The sequence below is a fragment of the Myceligenerans crystallogenes genome, from assembly GCF_039529775.1.
GTDB lineage: Bacteria > Actinomycetota > Actinomycetes > Actinomycetales > Cellulomonadaceae > Myceligenerans > Myceligenerans crystallogenes.
This window is the reverse complement of record NZ_BAAANL010000013.1, coordinates 24,193-43,261: the sequence shown is the minus strand read 5'-3', so window position 1 is coordinate 43,261 and position 19,069 is coordinate 24,193. Positions and strand designations below refer to the sequence as shown.

17 protein-coding genes and 1 pseudogene are annotated in these 19,069 nt (G+C 72.6%); 12 read left to right on the top strand and 6 right to left on the bottom strand.

All coding sequences use genetic code 11. The annotated features are described in order from the left end of the window. Positions 1-218: 218 nt before the first annotated feature. A complete protein-coding gene (locus tag ABD208_RS20300; protein WP_344106610.1) occupies positions 219-677 on the bottom strand; it encodes an RrF2 family transcriptional regulator in 459 nt (152 codons plus the stop codon). A 164-nt stretch (positions 678-841) separates the two neighbouring features. Between ABD208_RS20300 and ABD208_RS20295 the strand changes: the two genes are divergently transcribed. Further along, positions 842-1,801, top strand: coding sequence for a sulfite exporter TauE/SafE family protein (locus tag ABD208_RS20295; protein ID WP_344106608.1), 960 nt, complete (start codon positions 842-844; stop codon positions 1,799-1,801). Positions 1,802-1,829: 28 nt separating this feature from the next. Beyond that, a complete protein-coding gene (locus ABD208_RS20290; protein WP_344106606.1) occupies positions 1,830-2,375 on the top strand; it encodes a MogA/MoaB family molybdenum cofactor biosynthesis protein in 546 nt (181 codons plus the stop codon). 3 nt (positions 2,376-2,378) lie between these two features. On the opposite strand, the gene ABD208_RS20285 is transcribed toward ABD208_RS20290, so the two are convergent. From ABD208_RS20285 to ABD208_RS20275, 3 genes and pseudogenes are all read right to left on the bottom strand, one after another. Continuing rightward, entirely contained in the window at positions 2,379-2,621 is a 243-nt protein-coding gene (locus ABD208_RS20285; protein WP_344106604.1) for a MoaD/ThiS family protein, read from the bottom strand. Between the two features lie 113 nt (positions 2,622-2,734). Next, positions 2,735-3,202, bottom strand: a pseudogene (moaC, locus tag ABD208_RS20280) (cyclic pyranopterin monophosphate synthase MoaC); the annotation flags it as partial. Positions 3,203-3,258: 56 nt separating this feature from the next. Next, on the bottom strand, positions 3,259-3,549 hold the full coding sequence (locus ABD208_RS20275) for a DUF4235 domain-containing protein (RefSeq protein ID WP_344106602.1): 291 nt from the start codon (positions 3,547-3,549) through the stop codon (positions 3,259-3,261). 165 nt (positions 3,550-3,714) lie between these two features. Here ABD208_RS20275 and ABD208_RS20270 point away from each other — a divergent pair, with 165 nt between their 5' ends. From ABD208_RS20270 to pgi, 4 genes are all read left to right on the top strand, one after another. Beyond that, the gene (locus tag ABD208_RS20270; RefSeq protein ID WP_344106600.1) at positions 3,715-4,734 is read left to right on the top strand and encodes a thiamine ABC transporter substrate-binding protein; all 1,020 of its coding nucleotides are present in this window, start codon (positions 3,715-3,717) and stop codon (positions 4,732-4,734) included. An 11-nt stretch (positions 4,735-4,745) separates the two neighbouring features. Further along, positions 4,746-6,506 (top strand): ABC transporter permease, encoded by a 1,761-nt coding sequence (locus ABD208_RS20265; RefSeq protein WP_344106598.1) that lies wholly within the window; start codon positions 4,746-4,748, stop codon positions 6,504-6,506. Then, on the top strand, positions 6,506-7,372 hold the full coding sequence (locus tag ABD208_RS20260) for an ABC transporter ATP-binding protein (protein WP_425561143.1): 867 nt from the start codon (positions 6,506-6,508) through the stop codon (positions 7,370-7,372). The genes ABD208_RS20265 and ABD208_RS20260 overlap by 1 nt, the downstream gene beginning before the upstream one ends. Positions 7,373-7,450: 78 nt before the next feature. Continuing rightward, positions 7,451-9,172, top strand: a complete 1,722-nt coding sequence (gene pgi / locus ABD208_RS20255) for a glucose-6-phosphate isomerase (protein WP_344106596.1) — start codon at positions 7,451-7,453, stop codon at positions 9,170-9,172. 141 nt (positions 9,173-9,313) lie between these two features. On the opposite strand, the gene ABD208_RS20250 is transcribed toward pgi, so the two are convergent. Then, entirely contained in the window at positions 9,314-10,471 is a 1,158-nt protein-coding gene (locus tag ABD208_RS20250; protein ID WP_344106594.1) for a PrsW family intramembrane metalloprotease, read from the bottom strand. A gap of 63 nt (positions 10,472-10,534) precedes the next feature. On the opposite strand from ABD208_RS20250, the gene ABD208_RS20245 reads away from it, so the two are divergent. Both ABD208_RS20245 and ABD208_RS20240 read left to right on the top strand, forming a co-directional pair. Then, entirely contained in the window at positions 10,535-11,296 is a 762-nt protein-coding gene (locus ABD208_RS20245) for a copper homeostasis protein CutC (protein WP_344106592.1), read from the top strand. 123 nt (positions 11,297-11,419) lie between these two features. Beyond that, positions 11,420-11,962 carry a GNAT family N-acetyltransferase gene (locus ABD208_RS20240; RefSeq protein ID WP_344106590.1) on the top strand — a complete coding sequence of 181 codons (543 nt, stop codon included), beginning with the start codon at positions 11,420-11,422 and terminating at the stop codon, positions 11,960-11,962. A 33-nt stretch (positions 11,963-11,995) separates the two neighbouring features. On the opposite strand, the gene ABD208_RS20235 is transcribed toward ABD208_RS20240, so the two are convergent. Then, on the bottom strand, positions 11,996-13,105 hold the full coding sequence (locus ABD208_RS20235; protein WP_425561142.1) for a LacI family DNA-binding transcriptional regulator: 1,110 nt from the start codon (positions 13,103-13,105) through the stop codon (positions 11,996-11,998). A gap of 238 nt (positions 13,106-13,343) precedes the next feature. Here ABD208_RS20235 and ABD208_RS20230 point away from each other — a divergent pair, with 238 nt between their 5' ends. The 4 genes from ABD208_RS20230 to ABD208_RS20215 are packed head-to-tail and all read left to right on the top strand — an operon-like array spanning position 13,344 to position 19,066. Next, positions 13,344-14,642, top strand: a complete 1,299-nt coding sequence (locus ABD208_RS20230; protein ID WP_344106588.1) for an ABC transporter substrate-binding protein — start codon at positions 13,344-13,346, stop codon at positions 14,640-14,642. A 5-nt stretch (positions 14,643-14,647) separates the two neighbouring features. Beyond that, positions 14,648-15,685 (top strand): carbohydrate ABC transporter permease, encoded by a 1,038-nt coding sequence (locus ABD208_RS20225; RefSeq protein WP_344106618.1) that lies wholly within the window; start codon positions 14,648-14,650, stop codon positions 15,683-15,685. Then, positions 15,682-16,569, top strand: coding sequence for a carbohydrate ABC transporter permease (locus tag ABD208_RS20220; RefSeq protein WP_425561141.1), 888 nt, complete (start codon positions 15,682-15,684; stop codon positions 16,567-16,569). The genes ABD208_RS20225 and ABD208_RS20220 overlap by 4 nt, the downstream gene beginning before the upstream one ends. Before the next feature lie 58 nt (positions 16,570-16,627). After that, a complete protein-coding gene (locus tag ABD208_RS20215) occupies positions 16,628-19,066 on the top strand; it encodes a beta-xylosidase/alpha-l-arabinosidase (protein WP_344106586.1) in 2,439 nt (812 codons plus the stop codon). The last annotated feature ends 3 nt before the right edge of the window (positions 19,067-19,069 follow it).

Sequence of the window (19,069 nt, the reverse complement as noted above, 5' to 3'; positions counted from 1 at the left end):
CCGGAAGCTCAGCCCTACAGCGCCGATGGTACTGCCCTTGTGAGGGGGTGGGAGAGTAGGACGCCGCCGGACTTCTTCTGGTCGAGAACCCCGCAGCCACCAGGCTGCGGGGCTCTCCCGTTTCAACACCCGACAAGCCCCCGAGCCACCCGGCCCGGGGGCTTCTTCCGTTCTCCGGCCGGATGCCGGCCGACACCGGCCGAGGGCGACCTCGCCCGTCACGCGTTCTCCCACGCCTCTTCGCTCTGCACCAGCAGGCGGACCTGCTCCGGCAGCCCGTCGGTCACGAGGTCCGCGAGCGTCACCTCTTCCAGCACCATGCGTACGTTCGCGCGCAGCGCCACCCACACGCGAAGCAGCGGCGCGGCAGCCCCCTGGTACTCCAGGTCCGAGGGCCGCGTGCCGCGCACGAACACGAGCGGGCCGTCGACGGCCCGGATCACGTCGGCGATCGTCACCTGGGTGGCCGGCCGCGCGAGCCGGTACCCGCCGCCGGCACCGCGCTGGCTCACCACGATGCCGTCCCGCCGCAGGTCACTGAGGATCCCCTCCAGGAAGCGATACGGGATGGACTGCGCGGTGGCGAGCGCCTCGGCGCGTACCGGCCCGTCCTGGTCGGAGGCAGCCAGTTCTGCGGCGGCTCGTACTGCGTAGTCGGCTCGAGCGGAGATCCTCATAACCGCATTGTCCATCGGGATCTGCGGGTTACGCACAACGCTTCCATGAGCAGCACCGATGCGAGGGAAATCCCGACAGATGGAAAGTGCTTGAAACCCACCGGAATACTAGGATACTCTCCGGGCGGAGGGGCGCCCCCAGCCCCTGGAAGCGGAGACCGCACATGAGAACCCTGATCCTGTTGGCCTTGGTCGGCCTCGGCGCCCAGCTGGTCGACGGCAGCCTCGGCATGGCCTACGGCGTCACGTCGACGACCCTGCTGCTCGCCATCGGCACGAATCCCGCGGCCGCCTCGGCCACGGTGCATCTCGCGGAGATCGGCACGACGCTGGCGTCGGGCGCCTCGCACTGGCGGTTCGGCAACGTGGACTGGAAGGTCGTCCTGAAGATCGGTCTTCCCGGCGCGGTCGGCGCGTTCGCGGGCGCGACGTTCCTGTCGACGCTCTCGACCGAGGTCGCCAAGCCCGTCATGTCCCTGATCCTGCTGGGCCTCGGGCTCTACGTGCTGCTCCGCTTCACCGTGCAGGGCCTGCCGGCTCGCTCGGAGAAGCCGCTGCGCAAGCGCTTCCTCACCCCCCTCGGCCTCGTCGGCGGCTTCATGGATGCCACCGGTGGCGGTGGCTGGGGCCCCGTCGGGACCCCCGCGCTCCTGGCGAGCGGCCGGATGGAGCCGCGCAAGGTGATCGGTACGGTCGACACCTCCGAGTTCCTGGTCGCGATCGCGGCGAGCACCGGCTTCTTCATCGGCCTCGCGGGTGAGGGCATCGACGGCGCCTGGGTGGTCGCGCTGCTCCTCGGTGGCCTCATCGCCGCGCCGATCGCGGCCTGGCTCGTGCGCCACGTCCCGCCGCGCGTGCTCGGTTCGCTCGTGGGCGGCGTCATCGTCCTGACCAACTCGCGCACCCTGCTCGACAGCGACTGGATCGCCGCGCCCGACGCCGTGAAGATCCCCGTCTACGTGCTCATCTGGGCCGGCTGGGCGGCGGCGGTCGCATGGTCGGTGCGCGCGCACCGCGCGAACAAGGCCGAGGCCCTCGCCCAGGCCGAGGACCCGGCCGACGGCACGACGCGGGACCCGGCCGACGACGATCTCGCGCCCGTCCGGGCCGCGGATCCCGCCTGACTCCGGCCGCGCACCCTATGGTGGGTCCGTGAACACGGACCGCGCCGCAGTCATCACCGTGTCCGACCGCTGCGCCCGCGGCGAGGCGGAGGACCGCTCCGGTCCCCTGCTCACGGCCCTCCTGGCCGAGCAGGGGATCGAGGACGTCGTCACGCTGACGGTGTCCGACGGCGTCATCCCCGTCCGCGGGGCGATCCGGCACGCCCTCGCCCGCGGCGCCCGCCTGATCCTCACGACGGGCGGCACGGGCGTCACCCCGCGCGACCTGACGCCCGAGGGCACGCGCGAGCTCCTCGTGGCCGAGCTCCCGGGGATCGCCGAGGCGATCCGTGCCCACGGCGCGAGCTCCGGCGTCCCCACGGCGGTTCTCTCCCGGGGCCTGGCCGGCATCGTCAGGACCTCCGACGCCGAGCAGAGCGCCCTGGTCGTCAACCTCCCCGGCTCCACGGGCGGCGTGCGCGACGGCGCCTCGGTGGTGCTCCCCCTCTGGCCCCACATCCGGGACCAGCTGGCCGGAGGCGACCACGAGGCCCCCGAGCCCACCCAGGAACAGGAACCGGACCAGGCGCGGTAGCGGTCAGCCGCCCGCGAACGGGGGCAGGACGTCGACCGTGACGCCGTCCGGGACCGGGGCGTCGTCCGACGTCGTCCGGGCGCCCGCGACCAGGAGCACGCACCTGGGCAGGACGTCGGCCAGGGCCTGCCCGTGAGCCGCGGCCAGCGCGGCGCGGAGCGCCGCCGGCGTCGTCGGGCCGGGAACGTCTTCCGCGGCGAGGCCCGCGGCCTCGCGGGCACCCGCGAAGTAGCGGACGTGGATCATGCCGGGCTCACCGGACCGGTCGCGTCCGGCCCCGGGAGGCCCGGCCCGGGAGTGTCCTGCCGCGGGACGACCGGCGCGATCGGCTGCGGCTCCGCGAGCTCCGGCGCCGGCGTGTCCGGGCGGTACCAGTCGCCCGACTTGCCGCCCGTCTTCGCGATCAGGCGGACGTCCGCGAGCGAGACGGACTTGTCGAGGCCCTTGACCATGTCCACGACCGCGAGGCCCGCCACGGCGACCGCCGTCAGCGCCTCCATCTCCACGCCGGTGCGGTCCGCGGTACGGACGGTGGCGGTGACGTCGACGCCGTCGTCGGTCACCTCGAGGTCGACGACGGCGCCGTGGACCCCGATGACGTGGGCGAGCGGCAGCAGCTCCGCGGTGCGCTTGGCGCCCGCGATGCCCGCGATGCGGGCGACGGCCAGCACGTCGCCCTTGGGGACGTCGCCCGAGCGCAGGGCGGCGACGACGGCGGGCGAGCAGGACACGTGGCCCGTCGCCGTCGCGGATCGTACGGTCGGCTGCTTGGCGGTGACGTCGACCATGCGGGCCTGCCCGCGGTCGTCGAGATGCGTGAAGGTCACGCGCCCAGCGTAAGCCGGATCGGGGGACCGGCTCCGCCCGGTGACCCGGCTGGCTACTACGCGGCCGACCTCGCCGCGGACCGTGCGGCGATGCGGGCCGCGGCGCGGTGCGCGCCCTTGGCGGCCATGCGCTTCGCGAACATCGCCGTGCCCGCGGCGACGGCGGCGAAGACGGTCGCCTGGACCAGGTCGAGCTCCGGGTCGTCCGGCTTGTTGGGCGCGTCCTTGCCGGTCACCTGCTTCCACACCAGGGCCAGGGCCTTCTGGGCGACCCAGCCGGCGGCGAAGGTCAGCGCGATCGTGCCGATCTTCACCGCAAGTGTCGGTTCCGTCTCATTGTCGGTCACATACCTACCGTAGCGGCTTCGGTGTCCGACAGCAGAGGTACGCTGCTGCGAAACCCGACAGGGGAGCGCCGCAGGCAGAAAACCGCGGAGCTGAGAGTGCGGACCGCCGCAGACCCTTGAACCTGACCCGGTTAGCACCGGTGGAGGAAGTCGAAAGGAACGACCATGTTCGTGTTGCGCCGAAACCGTGCGCTCGCCGTCCTCACGGCCGCGGCCGGGGCGGCAGTCCTGCTCGCGGGCTGCACCAGTCAGCCCGACGGCGAGGCCGAGCCGGACGCGCCGGCGTCGCCGGACACCGTCCGGCTCGTCACCCACGACTCCTTCGTGCTGAGCGAGGGCCTCGTCGAGGACTTCGAGAAGGAGAGCGGGTTCACCGTCGAGGTGAACAAGGCGGGCGACGCCGGGGCGCTCGCCAACGAGCTGGTGCTGACCCGGGGCGCGCCGCTCGGCGACGTCGTGTTCGGCGTCGACAACACCTTCGCGTCGCGCGTCACGGACGCGGGGGTGATCGACGGCGACCTCCGGCCCGTCGACAAGGGCGACGTCTGCGTCAACGCGGACAAGGCGTGGTTCCGGGAGCAGAACCTCCCGGTCCCGGAGACCCTCGACGACCTGGCCGACCCGCGGTACCAGGGGCTGCTGGTCGTGACGAACCCGGCGTCGTCGTCCCCGGGGCTGGCGTTCCTGCTGGCGACCGTGGGCGCGTACGGGGAGTCCGGGTTCGGCGACTACTGGGGCGCGCTCGTCGAGAACGACGTGAAGGTCGTCGACTCCTGGGAGGACGCGTACTTCGTGGACTTCTCCGGGTCCGAGGGCAAGGGGGACCGGCCGCTGGTGCTGTCCTACTCGACGTCGCCGGCCTCGACCGTGACCGACGACGGCGAGTCGACCACCACCGCGCTGCTCGACACCTGCTTCCGGCAGGAGGAGTACGCCGGGGTGCTCGAGGGCGCCGCGAACCCGGAGGGCGCGCAGAAGTTCGTGGACTTCCTGCTCGGCGAACAGGTCCAGGCGGACCTGCCCGGGTCGATGTACATGTACCCCGCGGACGACGACGTCGAGCTGCCGGCGGAGTGGGTCGAGCACGCACCGCTCGCGGAGGACCCGCACCAGGTCGCTCCCGAGGAGATCGCGGAGAACCGGGACGCCTGGATCGAGGCGTGGACGTCGATCGTGCTGGGCTGAGGTTCCGGCCGATGAGCGTGCGGAAGCCGCGCGAGGTCCCGGACCCGGGCGGCTCCCGCGCGCTCGCCGGCCGGGACGGCACCGCCGGGTCCGTCACCGGCCGGCAGCTCGTCGTGGCGGCCTGCTGGGGCGCGGCGGTCCTGGTTCCGCTGCTCTTCCTGGGGCTGTTCTTCGCCTGGCCCGTCGCGGCTCTCGTCGCGCGCGGCTTCGTCGCCGACGGCGCGCTGGACCTGAGCGGCTTCACCGAGGTCCTGTCCCGGCCGCGGACGTGGCGGCTGGTCGGGCTGACCCTCGCGCAGTCCGCGCTCGGGACCGTGATCTCGGTGGCCGCGGGGCTGCCGGTGGCGTTCCTGCTGTACCGGCGGACGTTCCCGGGGCGCACGTTCCTGCGCGGGCTCGTCACCGTGCCGTTCGTGCTGCCCACCGTGGTGGTGGGCGTCGCGTTCCGCAACCTGTTCGTGTCCGGCGGCGTGCTGGGGTTCCTCGGCCTGGAGGAGACGCTGGGCGGGATCGTCGTCGCGCTCGTCTTCTTCAACCTCGCCGTCGTGGTGCGCACGGTGGGCGGGCTGTGGGAGCGGCTCGACCCGCGGGCCGCCGAGGCGGCCGCCGCGCTCGGGGCGGCGCCCGCGCGGGTGTGGCGGACGGTGACGCTGCCCGCGCTCGCGCCCGCGATCATCTCGGCGGCGTCGGTCGTGTTCCTGTTCTGCGCGACGGCGTTCGGCGTCGTCATGGTGCTGGGCGGGCCGCGGTACGGGACCGTCGAGACGGAGATCTGGTCGCGTACCAAGGACTTCCTCGACCTGCGCTCGGCGGCCGTGCTGTCGATCCTCCAGCTCGTCGTGGTCTCCGTCGCGCTCGCGCTCGCCGCGCGCGGCCGGAGCCGGCGCGAGCAGGCGTTGCACCTGGTCGGTGAGCGGTCGGCGGCCCGGCCGCTGCGCCGCTCGCCGGGGGACGCGGCCGTGGTGTCGATCACCGCCGTCGTCGTCGGCGGGCTGATCCTGCTGCCGCTCGGCGGGCTCGCGCTGCGCTCCTTCCAGGGGCCCGACGGCGCGTTCGGGCTCGCCAACTACGTCGCGCTGGGGACCACCGGCGAGCGGGACGCGCTCACCGTGACCGTGTGGGAGGCGCTCGGGAACTCCCTGAGCACGGCCGCGTGGGCGTGCGGGATCGCGGTCGTCGTGGGCGGGCTGGTCGCCCTGATCGGGTCCCGCAGGCCGCGCGCTCCCGGCGCGCGGCGCGCGGTGTCCCTGCTCGACGGGCTGTTCATGCTGCCCCTCGGGGTGTCGGCGGTGACCGTGGGGTTCGGCTTCCTCGTCACGCTCGACCAGCCGCTCGGGATCCAGTACGACCTGCGCACCTCGGCTGCGCTCGTGCCGATCGCGCAGTCCGTGGTCGCGGTGCCGCTCGTGGTCCGCACGGTCCTGCCGGTGCTGCGTGCGATCGACCCGCGCCTGCGCGAGGTCGCCGGGACGCTCGGGGCGAGCCCCGGCGCGGTGCTGCGCACGGTGGACCTGCCGCTCGCGGCCCGGTCGCTCGGGCTGGCGATCGGCTTCGCCTTCGCGGTCTCGCTGGGGGAGTTCGGCGCGACGTCGTTCCTGGTGCGGCCCGACGCCGACACGCTGCCCGTCGTGATCTTCCGGCTCATCGGCCGGCCCGGGGCGGAGAACTACGGGATGGCGCTCGCGGCGTCGGTGGTGCTGGCCGTGGTCACGGCCACGGTCATGATGCTGGCCGAGCGCCTGCGCGGCGACGACGGCGGAGGGGAGTTCTGATGGAGGAGAAGGAGCGGGCCGGTGCTGCCGCGGAGGCGCCCCTCGATGGCGCCCCGGGGCAGCAGGGTGGCAGCGCGCCGGATCCGGGGACGTCCGGCGGCGCGGCCGTTCCAGGCCGCGGGGCGGCGCGCGGACTCGGGGTGTCCGACGTCGTCGTGCGGTACGAGAAGCGGGACCGCGGCGCGCGGCGGGGCCGCGCCCTCACGACCGCCGTCGATCACGTGTCGCTCGACGTGGCGAAGGGCGAGATCGTCGCGCTGCTCGGGCCCAGCGGATGCGGCAAGTCGTCGCTGCTACGGGCCGTGGCCGGCCTGGAGCCGCTCGCCCAGGGCACGGTGACGTGGGACGACGCCGACCTGGCGGGAGTGCTGGTGCATCGACGGCAGTTCGGGCTGATGTTCCAGGACGGGCAGCTCTTCCCGCACCGGAACGTGGAACGGAACGTCGCCTACGGGCTCGAGGCGCAGCACGTGCCGCGCGCGGAACGGGCCGCGCGGGTCACGGAGCTGCTGGACCTGGTGAGCCTCGCGGGCTTCGGGCGGCGCCGCGTCGCGAACCTGTCCGGCGGCGAACGCCAGCGCGTCGCGCTGGCTCGCGCGCTCGCGCCGCGGCCGCGCCTGCTGCTGCTCGACGAGCCGCTGTCCGCGCTGGATCGCCGCCTGCGGGAACGCCTCGCCGCGGACGTCCGCGACGTCCTGAGGGAAACCGGGACGACGGCGCTGTTCGTCACCCACGACCACGAGGAGGCCTTCACGGTCGCGGACCGCGTGGGCGTCATGTCGGCCGGCAGGCTCCTCCAGCTCGCCGCGCCGGAAGTCCTCCGGAGCAGCCCGGCGACGCCCGAGGTCGAGGAATTCCTGCGCTGACCGGCGCGGGCGCGGTTGTCCACAGGCCGGGGCGGACCGAGGGGTCGCCGATCGGTGCCGGACAGTAGGTTTGTCCTCATGCGCACCGAGCTTGCACAGCAGCCTGTCGACGCCACCACGACCTCCGCCTGGGCGGACCTCACGCGGCTCTCCGACGCTCTCGAACCCGACCTGCGGGGCTGGTTCGCGAACGACCCGGGACGCGCCGGGCGCTTCGCCTTCCAGGCCGCGGACCTGCACGTCGACCTCTCCAAGAACCTGCTCACCGACGACGTCGCCGCCGCGCTCGTGGCGCTCGCCGAGCAGACCGGCGTCGCCGCGCGCCGCGACGCGATGTACGCCGGGCAGCACATCAACGTGACCGAGGACCGCGCCGTGCTGCACACCGCCCTGCGGCGCCCGGCCGGCGCCGGCCCGGCGCTGCACGTGGACGGGCAGGACATCGACTCGGACGTGCAGACCGAGCTGGCCAAGGTCTACGCGTTCGCGGAGAAGGTGCGGTCGGGCGAGTGGACCGGTGTGACCGGGCAGCGGGTCCGCACGATCGTGAACATCGGGATCGGCGGCTCGGACCTCGGGCCGGTCATGGCGTACGAGGCGCTGGCGCCCTACGTCGCCGAAGGGCTGGAGTGCCGGTTCGTCTCGAACATCGACCCGACCGACGTCGCGCAGAAGACGGCGGACCTCGACCCCGCCACCACGCTGTTCATCGTCGCGTCCAAGACGTTCGGGACGCTGGAGACCCTCACCAACGCGCGGCTCGCGCGCGACTGGCTGTGGCGGTCGCTCGCCGAGGCGGGCGCCGTCGAGGACACGGAGCAGGGCCGCGCGGACGCCGTCGCGAAGCACTTCGTCGCGGTGTCGACGGCGCTGGACAAGGTGGCCGCCTTCGGGATCGACCCGCGGAACGCGTTCGGCTTCTGGGACTGGGTGGGCGGCCGGTACTCCATGGACTCGGCGATCGGCGCGTCGCTCGCGATCGCGATCGGGCCGGAGCGGTTCGCCGAGCTGCTCGCGGGCTTCCACGCGATGGACCGGCACTTCGCCACCGCGCCCCTCGCCTCGAACGTGCCGGTGCTGATGGGCCTGCTGAACGTCTGGTACACGAACTTCCGCGGCGCCCACACGCACGCCGTCCTGCCGTACGCGCAGCAGCTGCACCGGTTCCCGGCGTACCTGCAGCAGCTCACCATGGAGTCGAACGGCAAGTCGGTGCGCGCGGACGGTACGCCCGTCACCAGCGACACCGGCGAGGTGTTCTGGGGCGAGCCCGGCACCAACGGCCAGCACGCGTTCTACCAGCTCATCCATCAGGGCACGCGGCTCATCCCCGCGGACTTCATCGCCGTGGCGCAGCCCGCGTACGGCCTGACGGACCCGGTGGGCGACGGCAAGGCGGTCGAGGCCGGCGCGGACGTGCACGGGCTGTTCCTCGCGAACTTCTTCGCGCAGACCAAGGCGCTTGCGTTCGGCAGGACGGCGGACGAGGTCCGTGCCGAGGGCACGGCCGAGGAGCTCGTGTCCGCGCGCGTGTTCTCCGGCAACCGGCCGACGACGTCGATCCTCGCGCCCGCCCTCACCCCCTCGGTGCTGGGCCAGCTCGTGGCGCTCTACGAGCACATCACGTTCGTGCAGGGCGCGATCTGGGGCATCGACTCGTTCGACCAGTGGGGCGTGGAGCTGGGCAAGAAGCTGGCCCTGGAGATCGCCCCGGCGGTCGCCGGCGACGAGGCCGCGCTGGCCGCCCAGGACGCCTCGACGGCGTCCCTCATCAAGAAGTACCGGGAACTGCGCGGCTGATCGAGACGGCTCGCCCGGCGCGCGGCGGACCCTTTGCCCGTGAAGGGTCCGCCCCGCGCTCCTGGGCCCTGCCGCGGAGGCTCAGGTGGTGCTGTCGGTTCAGGCCGTGCTGCTCGCCCGCTCGGGCCGTGCTCGCCCGGCTCAGGCCGTGCTGCTCGCCCAGGGGAGGCGGGCCGTGCCGCCGCCCGGGAGGAACGTCCCGCGGGCGCGCTGCATGACCCACAGGAGGGCCTGGCGCTGGTTCTCCAGCTCGACGGGTTCCGCCGCGGCGTGCTCCGCGCGCTCGTGCAGCAGCGCGAGTTCCGTGGCGGCCTGCTGGTACTCGCGCATGGCCTCGGCCGACGCCCGGCCGCCGCGCGCCGACGCCCACTCGCGCGCCGCCTTGCGGGCCTTGAGCGAGCTCAGCATCTGCACGTCGACCATGGCCACCACGCCGGTCGGGATGTACTTGGGCAGGTAGTGCAGGATCAGCCCCACCAGGCGGCGTCGTTCCCGCCGCACCACGACGAACAGCACGACCATCACGACGAGGCCGATGAGATACGCCGTGCCGAGGCCGGGCAGGCCGCGCGACGACGCGGCGTTCCACAGGCTGTGCAGGGCGATCGCGCCGGTCAGCCCGATCAGCGGCGCCGCGAAGCGCAGCGCCCCGGGCCGGCTCAGCGCCGCGACCGCGACGCCGATCCCCGTCATGGCGGTGCACAGCGGGTGCAGCAGCGGCGCGACCACCGCGCGCAGGAGGAACACGATCCCGAGCTGGTCCACCTGGGCCGCGTCGATGAAGTACGAGATGTTCTCGGTCGCCGCGAACCCGAGCCCGACCATCGAGGCGTAGATGATCCCGTCGGTGACCCCGTTGAGCTCGTGGCGGTGCCACCAGAGCATGCCGAACAGCACGAAGCCCTTGAGGATCTCCTCCACGATCGGCGCCCCGACCACCGCCGTCCAGTACCAGCCGTCGTCGGCGCTGACGAGCTGGTCGGTGATCACGATGAAGTTCAGGGTGTTCAGCACCATCGCGATCAGCGCGGCCACCCCGGCGCCCCACAGGAACGCGAGCACCAGCGCGCTCTTGGGCTCGGGCTCCATCCGGTCCAGCGCGAGGATGACCGGCAGCCAGATCCCCAGCGGCAGCAGCGCGAGCATCATCCCGACGACGAACGAGGCGCCACCGGTCATGGCGTCGAACGCGAGGACGAGGATGAGGCACAGGGACGAGAACGCGATGGCCACGATCACCCCGGCGGGTGCGCGGCCGGGCGGGCGGCCCTGGAGGATCGCACTGGGGTCGACGGTCATGTGCCGGAGCTTAGTGAAAGTCCTGTACCCCGTGCGAGCCCGGTTCACCGGTAGCCTGCAGCGGTGAACGACATCTCCCTGGAACTCGCCGTCCAGGACATCGCCGGCGCGCGCATCGCGTCCGACGTCGGCGCCCGGCGGGTCGAGCTGTGCTCCGCGCTCGGGGCCTGCGGCGGCCTGACCCCCAGTGCCGCGCTCGTGGAGGCGGCGATCGACGCCGCCGCCGTGGTCCCGGAGGCCGCGGGCGCCCCGCTCCTGGAGGTGCACGTGCTGATCCGCCCGCGCGCGGGCGGCTTCGTCCACTCCCGCGACGAACGCGACCTCATGGCGCGCGAGACGGTCCTCGCCGTCGACGCGGGAGCGGACGGCGTCGTCGTCGGCGCGCTGCGGAAGGACGGCACGGTGGACGACGACGCCGTGCGGGCGCTCGTCGCGGCCGCCGCCGACGCCGAGGTCACGTTCCACCGCGCGTTCGACGTCGTCCCCGATCCGCTCGCGGCCCTCGACCTGCTCGCGGAGCTGGGCGTCACGCGGGTCCTGACCTCGGGCGGGGCCGCGCGAGCGGCCGACGGCGCCGCACGGCTCGCCGAGCTTGCCACGCACAGCGCGGACGTCGGCATCGAGATCATGGCGGGCGGCGGCGTCGGCGTCGAGGACATCCCGGCGCTCGCGGCCGCGGGCGTCGACGCGATCCACCTCAGCGCGCGGCGTCTGGTGTCCGACGACGGCGGGCCGGGTGGCGGTGGCGCCTCCGGCTACGAGACGACCGATCCGGAGCTGGCCCGTGCTGCGGCGACGGCGATCCAGGAGCTGCGGCTGCGGTAGCGAGGCCGGGCCGGCGCGGGCGATCCGCGGGCCGCGACGCCGGTGGCGATGCCGGCCGTGAGGCCGGCTGCGACGCCGGTCAGGGTGGCCGGGGCGGCCCCGCCGTCGTGCGACGATTTCCGCATGTCCTACGAGATCCGGCCCGTCCGTGCCGCCGAGTGGCGCGAGATCCGTGACCTGCGCATGTACGCCCTGCAGGACGAGATGGCGCCGCTCGCCTTCTTGTCCACCCACGAGGAGGAGTCCGCGTACTCCGACGAGTTCTGGCGCGAGCGCGCCCGGACGTCGTCGGTGGACTTCGGGCCCGAGGCGGTCGCGCGGCAGTTCGTCGCCGTGGCCGGCGACGGCGAGTGGGCCGGGACCACGGTCACGCTGATCGAGCGCGCCGGGCAGCAGGATTTCGAGGGCCGGACGATCGAGCACGACGGCGCGCACGTCGTGGGCGTGTACCTCCGGCCGGAGCACCGGGGCAGCGGCGTGATCGACGGGCTGTTCGACGCGGCGCTCGGGTGGGCCCGCGAGGGCGGGCTCGACCGGGCGCGGCTGCTGGTGCACCGCGACAACCCGCGCGCCCAGGGCGCGTACCGGCGGCAGGGCTTCGTGCCGACCGGCATCGCGTTCACGGGCAAGATGGGGCCGGAGCTGGAGATGGCGCGCGAGTTGTGACGTATCTCACGCGTTTGCGCTGATGCTCCCGGCTCAGCCCGCGCGCGGCGGCGCCGTGCTCGCCCGCTCCACCAGCCGGGTGGGCAGGCGGGTGTGGTGGCCGGTGCGCGGGGCCTCGCTGTCGATCAGCGCGATGACCATGCGCAGCGCCTCCGCGCCCATCTCGTGCAGCGGCTGCGCGACCGTGGTGAGCGGCGGCTGGGCGGCTGCCGCCTCCGGGACGTCGTCGTACCCGACCACCGAGAGGTCCTCCGGCACGCGCAGTCCCAGCTCCTGGGCGACCTCGACGACGTGCAGGGCGGAGAGGTCGTTGGCGGCGAAGACGGCGGTGGGCCGGTCGGGGCGGTCCAGGAGTTCGTGCGCCGGGCGGTCCGAGAGGTCCGGGCGGTACCCGCCGGTGAGGACCAGGCTCGGGTCGACGGTGAGCCCGGCGTCGCTCATCGCCTGGCGGTAGCCGAGCTCGCGCAGGCGTGCCGACTCCAGGTCGCGGCGTCCGCCGAGGTGGCCGATCCGGGTGTGGCCCAGCTTGATGAGGTGCTCGGTGGCCAGGCGCGCGCCCGCGAGGCTGTCGGAGTCGACCGTCGCGGGGCCCGTCGGGCCCGTGTGCGGGTCGATGGCGACGACGGGCACGCTCTCGTTCATCGGGACCTGGACCGTGGGCGTCACGATCACGGCGCCGTCGATCAGCGTGCCGCCGAGCCGGGAGAGCGAGCGCCGTTCCCAGCCCACGCGGTCCGAGGTGTCGCCGCCGCCGGAGTAGGCCAGGAGCTCGTAGCCGGTGCCCTCGACCGCCTTGGAGATGGCCTTGAGCAGCTCGGTGCTGAACGGCTCGAACTCGGCGACGAGCACCCCGATCACGTTGGTGCGCCGGCGCCGCAGGCTCCGGGCCACCAGGGAGGACTCGTACCCGAGCTGGTCCACCACCTCCAGGACGCGGCTCGCCGTCGCCTGCGCGACGCCGTACCGCCCGTTGACCACCTTGGAGACCGTCGCGACGGAGACCCCCGCGGCGCGCGCGACATCGGTGATCGTCACCCGGCCGGGCCGGACGACAGCGGGCTCGCCCGCGCCGGATCCGGGGCTGCCGGGGCCGCCCGCCCTGTTCAGGCGCTCGCCCTCGGGCGCGTCCGGGGGCGTCGACATCGATGTCGACGCGTCGTCTACTTGCTCGGATCCAGGTCTGCCTGGAAAATTGGTACTGCTCTGCACGAAGGAGACACTACCTTGGTCCCGGATATGCGTCCTCCGGGGCCTGCTGTTCTGAAATCGTTATCGAAAACGTTTGACGAAACGTTGTGTCGCCTGCCACAGTCCTCGGTGACAGGCTTTTACTGTCAACCAGTCGATGAAGACCAGACCAAGGGGTTCCACGATGACGAGGATGAAGCGAAGCGCAGCCGCTCTCGCACTCGGCTCGGCCGTCGCGCTCGTCGCGACCGCATGTGCAGGCCAGGCCGGTGGTGGCGGCGGCAACGAGGAAAACGCCGACGCGAAGACCATTACCTGGTGGCACAACTCGAACACCGGCGAGGGCAAGGAGTACTACGACAAGCTCGCCGCCGACTTCGAGGCGGAGAACGGTGTCAAGGTCGAGGTCAGCGCCATGGCGCACGAGGACATGCTGACCAAGCTCCAGGCCGCGTTCCAGTCCGGTGACGACGAGCAGATCCCCGACGTGTACATGAGCCGGGGCGGCGGCGAGCTGCTGAACGACGTCGAGGGCGGCGTCGTCCGCGACCTCACGACGGACGCGGCCGAGGAGATCGAGAAGATCTCGGCGTTCGCCGGCCAGTACGAGGTCGAGGGCAAGGTCTATGCCCTGCCCTACACGATGGGCATCGTCGGCTTCTGGTACAACACGGATCTCTTCGCGGAGGCCGGGATCGACGAGGTCTCGCCGAACCCGACCATCGAGGAGTTCTACGGGTACGTCGAGGCCCTCGACAAGGCCGGCATCACGCCGCTGTCGGTGGGCGCGAAGGACCTGTGGCCCGCGGCCCACTACTGGTACTACTCGGTCGTCCGCGAGTGCGCGTTCGAGACCGTCGAGGCGGCCATCGAGTCGAAGGACTACTCGGACCCGTGCTTCGTCAAGGCCGGTGAGGACCTGCAGGGCATCATCGAGAAGGAGCCGTTCAACAAGGGCTACATGGCCACGGACGCCCAGAGCCTCGAGGGTGCGTCGGGCCTGCTCGCGACCGAGAAGGTCGGCATGGAGCTGGCCGGTCACTGGGAGCCGGGCGTCGCGGGCGGTCTGCGCGAGGACGGCCAGGTCCCGGAGTTCCTGGACTGGTTCGCCTTCCCGACGTTCGACGGCCAGGCCGGCGAGCCGGCCGACCAGATGGGTGGCGGTGACGCCTGGGCCGTCTCGGCCGGCGCGCCCGACGCCGCGGTCGACTTCGCCAAGTACCTGCTGTCGGACGACGTGCAGATCGGTTTCGCCGAGCTCGACATGGGCCTGCCGACCAACCCGGCGGCGACCGGCTCGCTGAAGAACGAGGCCCTGAAGGGCCTGATCGAGGTTCGTGACGCCGGCGGCAACACGCAGCTCTACCTCGACACGCGCCTGGGCCAGTCCATCGGTGAGCCGATGAACCAGGAGATCGTGAAGATGTTCGACGGCCAGGCCGAACCGCAGGACATCGTCGACGCCATCCAGCAGGCCGCGGAAGCGGAGTGATCGACGTGGCAGACGACGTGACCACCCCTGTGGCCGCCTCGCCTGCGACGTCCCCCGCACCGGGTCCCGCCGCTCGTGCCACCACGGCACGAGCGGCGGGGCCCGGTGGCGGCCGGCGTCGCGGCGCGCGCTCGCAACTTCGCAAGCGCCTCGAGATCGTGTTCTTCGTGGCGCCTGCCCTGCTGCTCTTCCTGATGTTCGTGCTCGTGCCGATGGCCACCGCCGTGCAGATGTCGGTGTACAAGTGGAAGGGCATCGGCCCCCTGGTCGACTTCGTCGGCCTCAAGAACTACGTCACGGTGCTCACCAGCGAGGCCTTCACCGAGGCGCTCGTGCACAACCTGATCGTCGTGGTGCTGTCGATCGCGATCCAGCTCCCGCTCGGGCTCGCCATCGCGCTGCTGCTGAACCGCGAGATGTGGGGGCAGGGCATCCTGCGCACCATCATCTTCGTCCCGTACGTGCTGGCCGAGGTCGTCGCCGGTGTCATCTGGGCGCAGCTGCTGGTCCCGGAGTACGGCGTCCTGGACGCGATCTCCGCCGCGATCGGGCTCCCGACCCCGGAACAGGGCTGGCTCGGCGACAGCGAGCTGGCCCTCGGTACCGTGATGGTCGTCCTGACCTGGAAGTACCTGGGCCTTGCCGTCATCCTCTTCCTGGCCGGCCTGCAGGGCGTGCCGGAGGAGCTCTACGAGGCCGCGAAGCTCGACGGCGCCTCGTGGTGGCAGGTCCAGCGCCGCATCGCCATCCCGCTGCTCGGCCCCACGCTGCGCACCTGGGCCTTCCTCTCCATGATCGGCTCGCTCCAGCTCTTCGACATGGTGTGGATCCTCACGCGCGGCGGCCCCGCCAACGCGACGAGCACGATGGCGACCTTCCTCATCACGGAGGGCACGGAGCGCAACAACTTCGGGACGGCCGGCGCGGCCTCGGTCATCCTTTTCGTCATCGCGCTGACCATGGCCGTCCTGTACCAGCAGCTGATCATGCGCCAGGACACCCGGTCGGACGTTCCCCGGGTCGCACGGAGGAGGAGCCGATGAGCACCGACACGCTGAACGACCTCTCCCTCCCGCCGACGACGGCGCCGCGCCGGCGCCGGAAGACGCCCGTGCGCCTGACCAGCATCATGGTCTACGGCATCGCGCTGGTCGTCGTCGCGGTCACGCTCGGCCCGGTGCTCTACGGCGTGCTGGGCGGGTTCCGCACCAACGCCCAGATCGCCGAGAACGCCGCCGCGCTGCCCTCTCCGTGGGTGTTCGACAACTACGCGGGCGTGCTGTCCAGCCCCGACTTCTGGCAGTACACCTGGAACTCGACGGTGATCGCGCTGATCACCACCAGCGTCGTGGTGGTGCTGGGCGTCATGGCGGCCTACCCGCTGGCCCGCTACGAGTTCAAGGGCCGCGAGGCGCTGTTCATGGTGTTCGTGATCGGGCTGCTGTTCCCCGCCACGGTCGCCATCGTGCCGCTGTACATCCTCGTCACGCAGAACCTCGGCCTGGCGAACACCTGGATCGGCGTCGCGCTGCCGCAGGCGGCGTTCGCGCTGCCGGTGACGGTCGTGATCCTGCGCCCGTTCCTCATGGCCCTGCCCAAGGAGCTGGAGGAGGCGGCGATGCTCGACGGGACGAGCCGCATCGGCTTCTTCTTCCGCATCCTGATCCCGCTGTCGGGGCCGGGCCTGGTGACCGTGGGCGTGCTCGCGTTCGTCGGCTCGTGGAACGCCTACCTGCTGCCGCTGCTCCTGCTGCAGTCGGAGATGCGGACGCTGCCGCTGGGCGTCGCCGACTTCTCGACGGAGCACTCGGTGAACACCGCGGGCGTCTTCGCCTTCACGTCGCTCGCGATGATCCCCGCGCTGGTGTTCTTCCTGGCCATGCAGCGACGGATCGTCAACGGACTCCAGGGTGCCGTCAAGGGCTGATGAGAACCGTATCGATCACCCTCCAAGGTTCCCCGCACACGCAGAAAGGACAGGTCCGATGACGGATCTCGAAACGGCCCTGCCCGCGATGCCCGAGGTGTCTCAGCGCGTGCAGGACCTGCTCGCCGAGATGACCCTCGAGGAGAAGCTGGCGCAGATCGTCGGTTACTGGCTGGACCAGGGCGGCAACGTCGTCGCGCCCATGCAGGGCGAGATGACGGCCGGCCAGGGGTCGGGCGAGCTCGCCGAGATCACCAAGCACGGCCTCGGTCAGTTCACCCGGGTGTACGGCACGCGCCCGGTCGATCCCGCGGAGCGGGCGGCCTGGCTGTGGAACGAGCAGCGCCGCCTCAAGCGGGAGACCCGGCTGGGGATCCCCGCGCTGGTGCACGAGGAATGTCTCACGGGCCTCGCCGCCTGGCAGGCCGCGACGTTCCCGACGCCGCTGGCCTGGGGCGCCTCGTTCGACCCCGGGCTCGTGGCCGAGATGGGCGGCGCCATCGGCGACTCGATGCGCGAGCTGGGCGTGCACCAGGGCCTCGCGCCCGTGCTGGATGTCATCCGTGACGCCCGCTGGGGACGCGTCGACGAGTGCATCGGCGAGGACCCGTACCTCGTGGGCACCATCGGCACGTCGTACGTGCGCGGGCTGCAGGACGCCGGCGTGCACGCCACCCTGAAGCACTTCGCCGGGTACTCGGGCTCCAAGGCCGGGCGCAACCACGCCCCGGTGAGCGCGGGCCCGCGCGAGATGGCCGACACCTTCCTCCCGCCGTTCGAGATGGCGGTGCTGGACGGCGGCGTGCGCTCGGTCATGGCCGCGTACAACGAGGTCGACGGCGTCCCGCTGCACTCCTCGCAGCGGTACCTCACCGAGGTGCTGCGCGGGCAGTGGGGCTTCGACGGCGTCGTCGTCGCCGACTACTTCGGCGTCGCGTTCCTCACGGTCATGCACGGGATCGCCGCGGACCGCGGAGCGGCCGCGGCGCAGGCGCTGGTCGCGGGCGTCGACATCGAGCTGCCGTCCGGTGACGCCTACCTGGAACCGCTCGCGGAGCAGGTGCGCGCGGGGACGCTCGACGAGCGGTACGTGGACCGCGCGGTGCTCCGCCTGCTCGCGCAGAAGGAGTCGCTCGGGCTGCTCGAGGCGGACGCCTTCGAGGGCGAGCCGCCCGTGGAAATCGATCTCGATTCCCCGCGGCACCGGGACATCGCCCGGCGCCTCGCCGAGGAGTCGGTGGTGCTGCTGGCGAACGACGGCGTGCTGCCGCTGACCACGGCCGACGGCGCGACGCCGCGGATCGCGGTCATCGGCCCGAACGCCGCCCGGCCCGAGGCACTGATGGGCTGCTACTCCTTCGCCAACCATGTGCTCGCTCATCACCCCGGTGTGGAGATCGGTTTCGAGATCCCCTCGGTGCTCGAGGCACTGCGCGGTGAGCTGCCCGGCGCGGAACTCACGTTCGCGGAGGGCTGCGCCGTGGAGGGCGACGACACCTCCGGTTTCGCGGACGCCGTCGCGGCGGCCGGGGCCGCCGAGGTCGCCGTCGTCGTCGTCGGTGACCAGGCCGGCCTGTTCGGGCGCGGCACGGTCGGCGAGGGCAACGACAGCGAGTCGCTCGACCTGCCGGGCGTCCAGCGCGAGCTCGTCGAGGCGGTCGCCGCGACCGGCACGCCGGTCGTGATGGTGCTGCTCACGGGCCGTCCGTACAGCATCGGCTGGGCGCTGGACGACGACGCCGCGGAGCCGGGCACCGGTTCCGCGCGGCCCGCGGCCGTGCTCCAGGCGTTCTTCCCGGGCGAGGAGGGCGGCACCGCCGTCGCCGGCGTCCTGACCGGGCGGGTCAACCCGTCCGGCCGGCTGCCGGTCTCGCTCCCGCGCAGCACGGGCGCCTCGCCGTACTCGTACCAGCACCCGATCCTGGGTGGCCCGTCCGAGGTGACGAGCACCGACCCGACGCCCGCGCGGCACTTCGGGTTCGGGCTGTCGTACACGAGCTTCGAGCGGGAGCTCGTGTCGGTCGACGCCGAGGTGGCGGCGGGCGGGTCGTTCCGGGCCGTTGTTCGCGTCACGAACACGGGGGCCGTGGCCGGGGCCGACGTCGTGCAGCTGTACGGGCACGACGTCGTGGCCTCCGTCACGCGGCCGACCGTGCAGCTGCTCGGCTACCGGCGCGTGACGCTCGAGCCGGGCGCCTCGGCCGAGGTGGCCTTCGAGGTGCCGACGCAGCGGTTCGCGTTCTCGGACCGGGAGCTCGTGCGGATCGTCGAACCCGGCGACGTCGAGGTCTGGGTGGGCGCGCACGCCGGCGAGAGCGTCGTCAAGGTGGTCGCCGAGGGGATCGCGGACACCGACGACGCGAAGGCGTCGGCGGACGGGGCGCCGTCGCCGGCCGGTGCCGGCGCGGCGCGGCACACGCTGCGGATCACCGGCGAGGTGCACCGGGTGACGACGTCCGACCGGCGCTGGGTGGACGCGACGGTGACGCCGGCCTGAGCC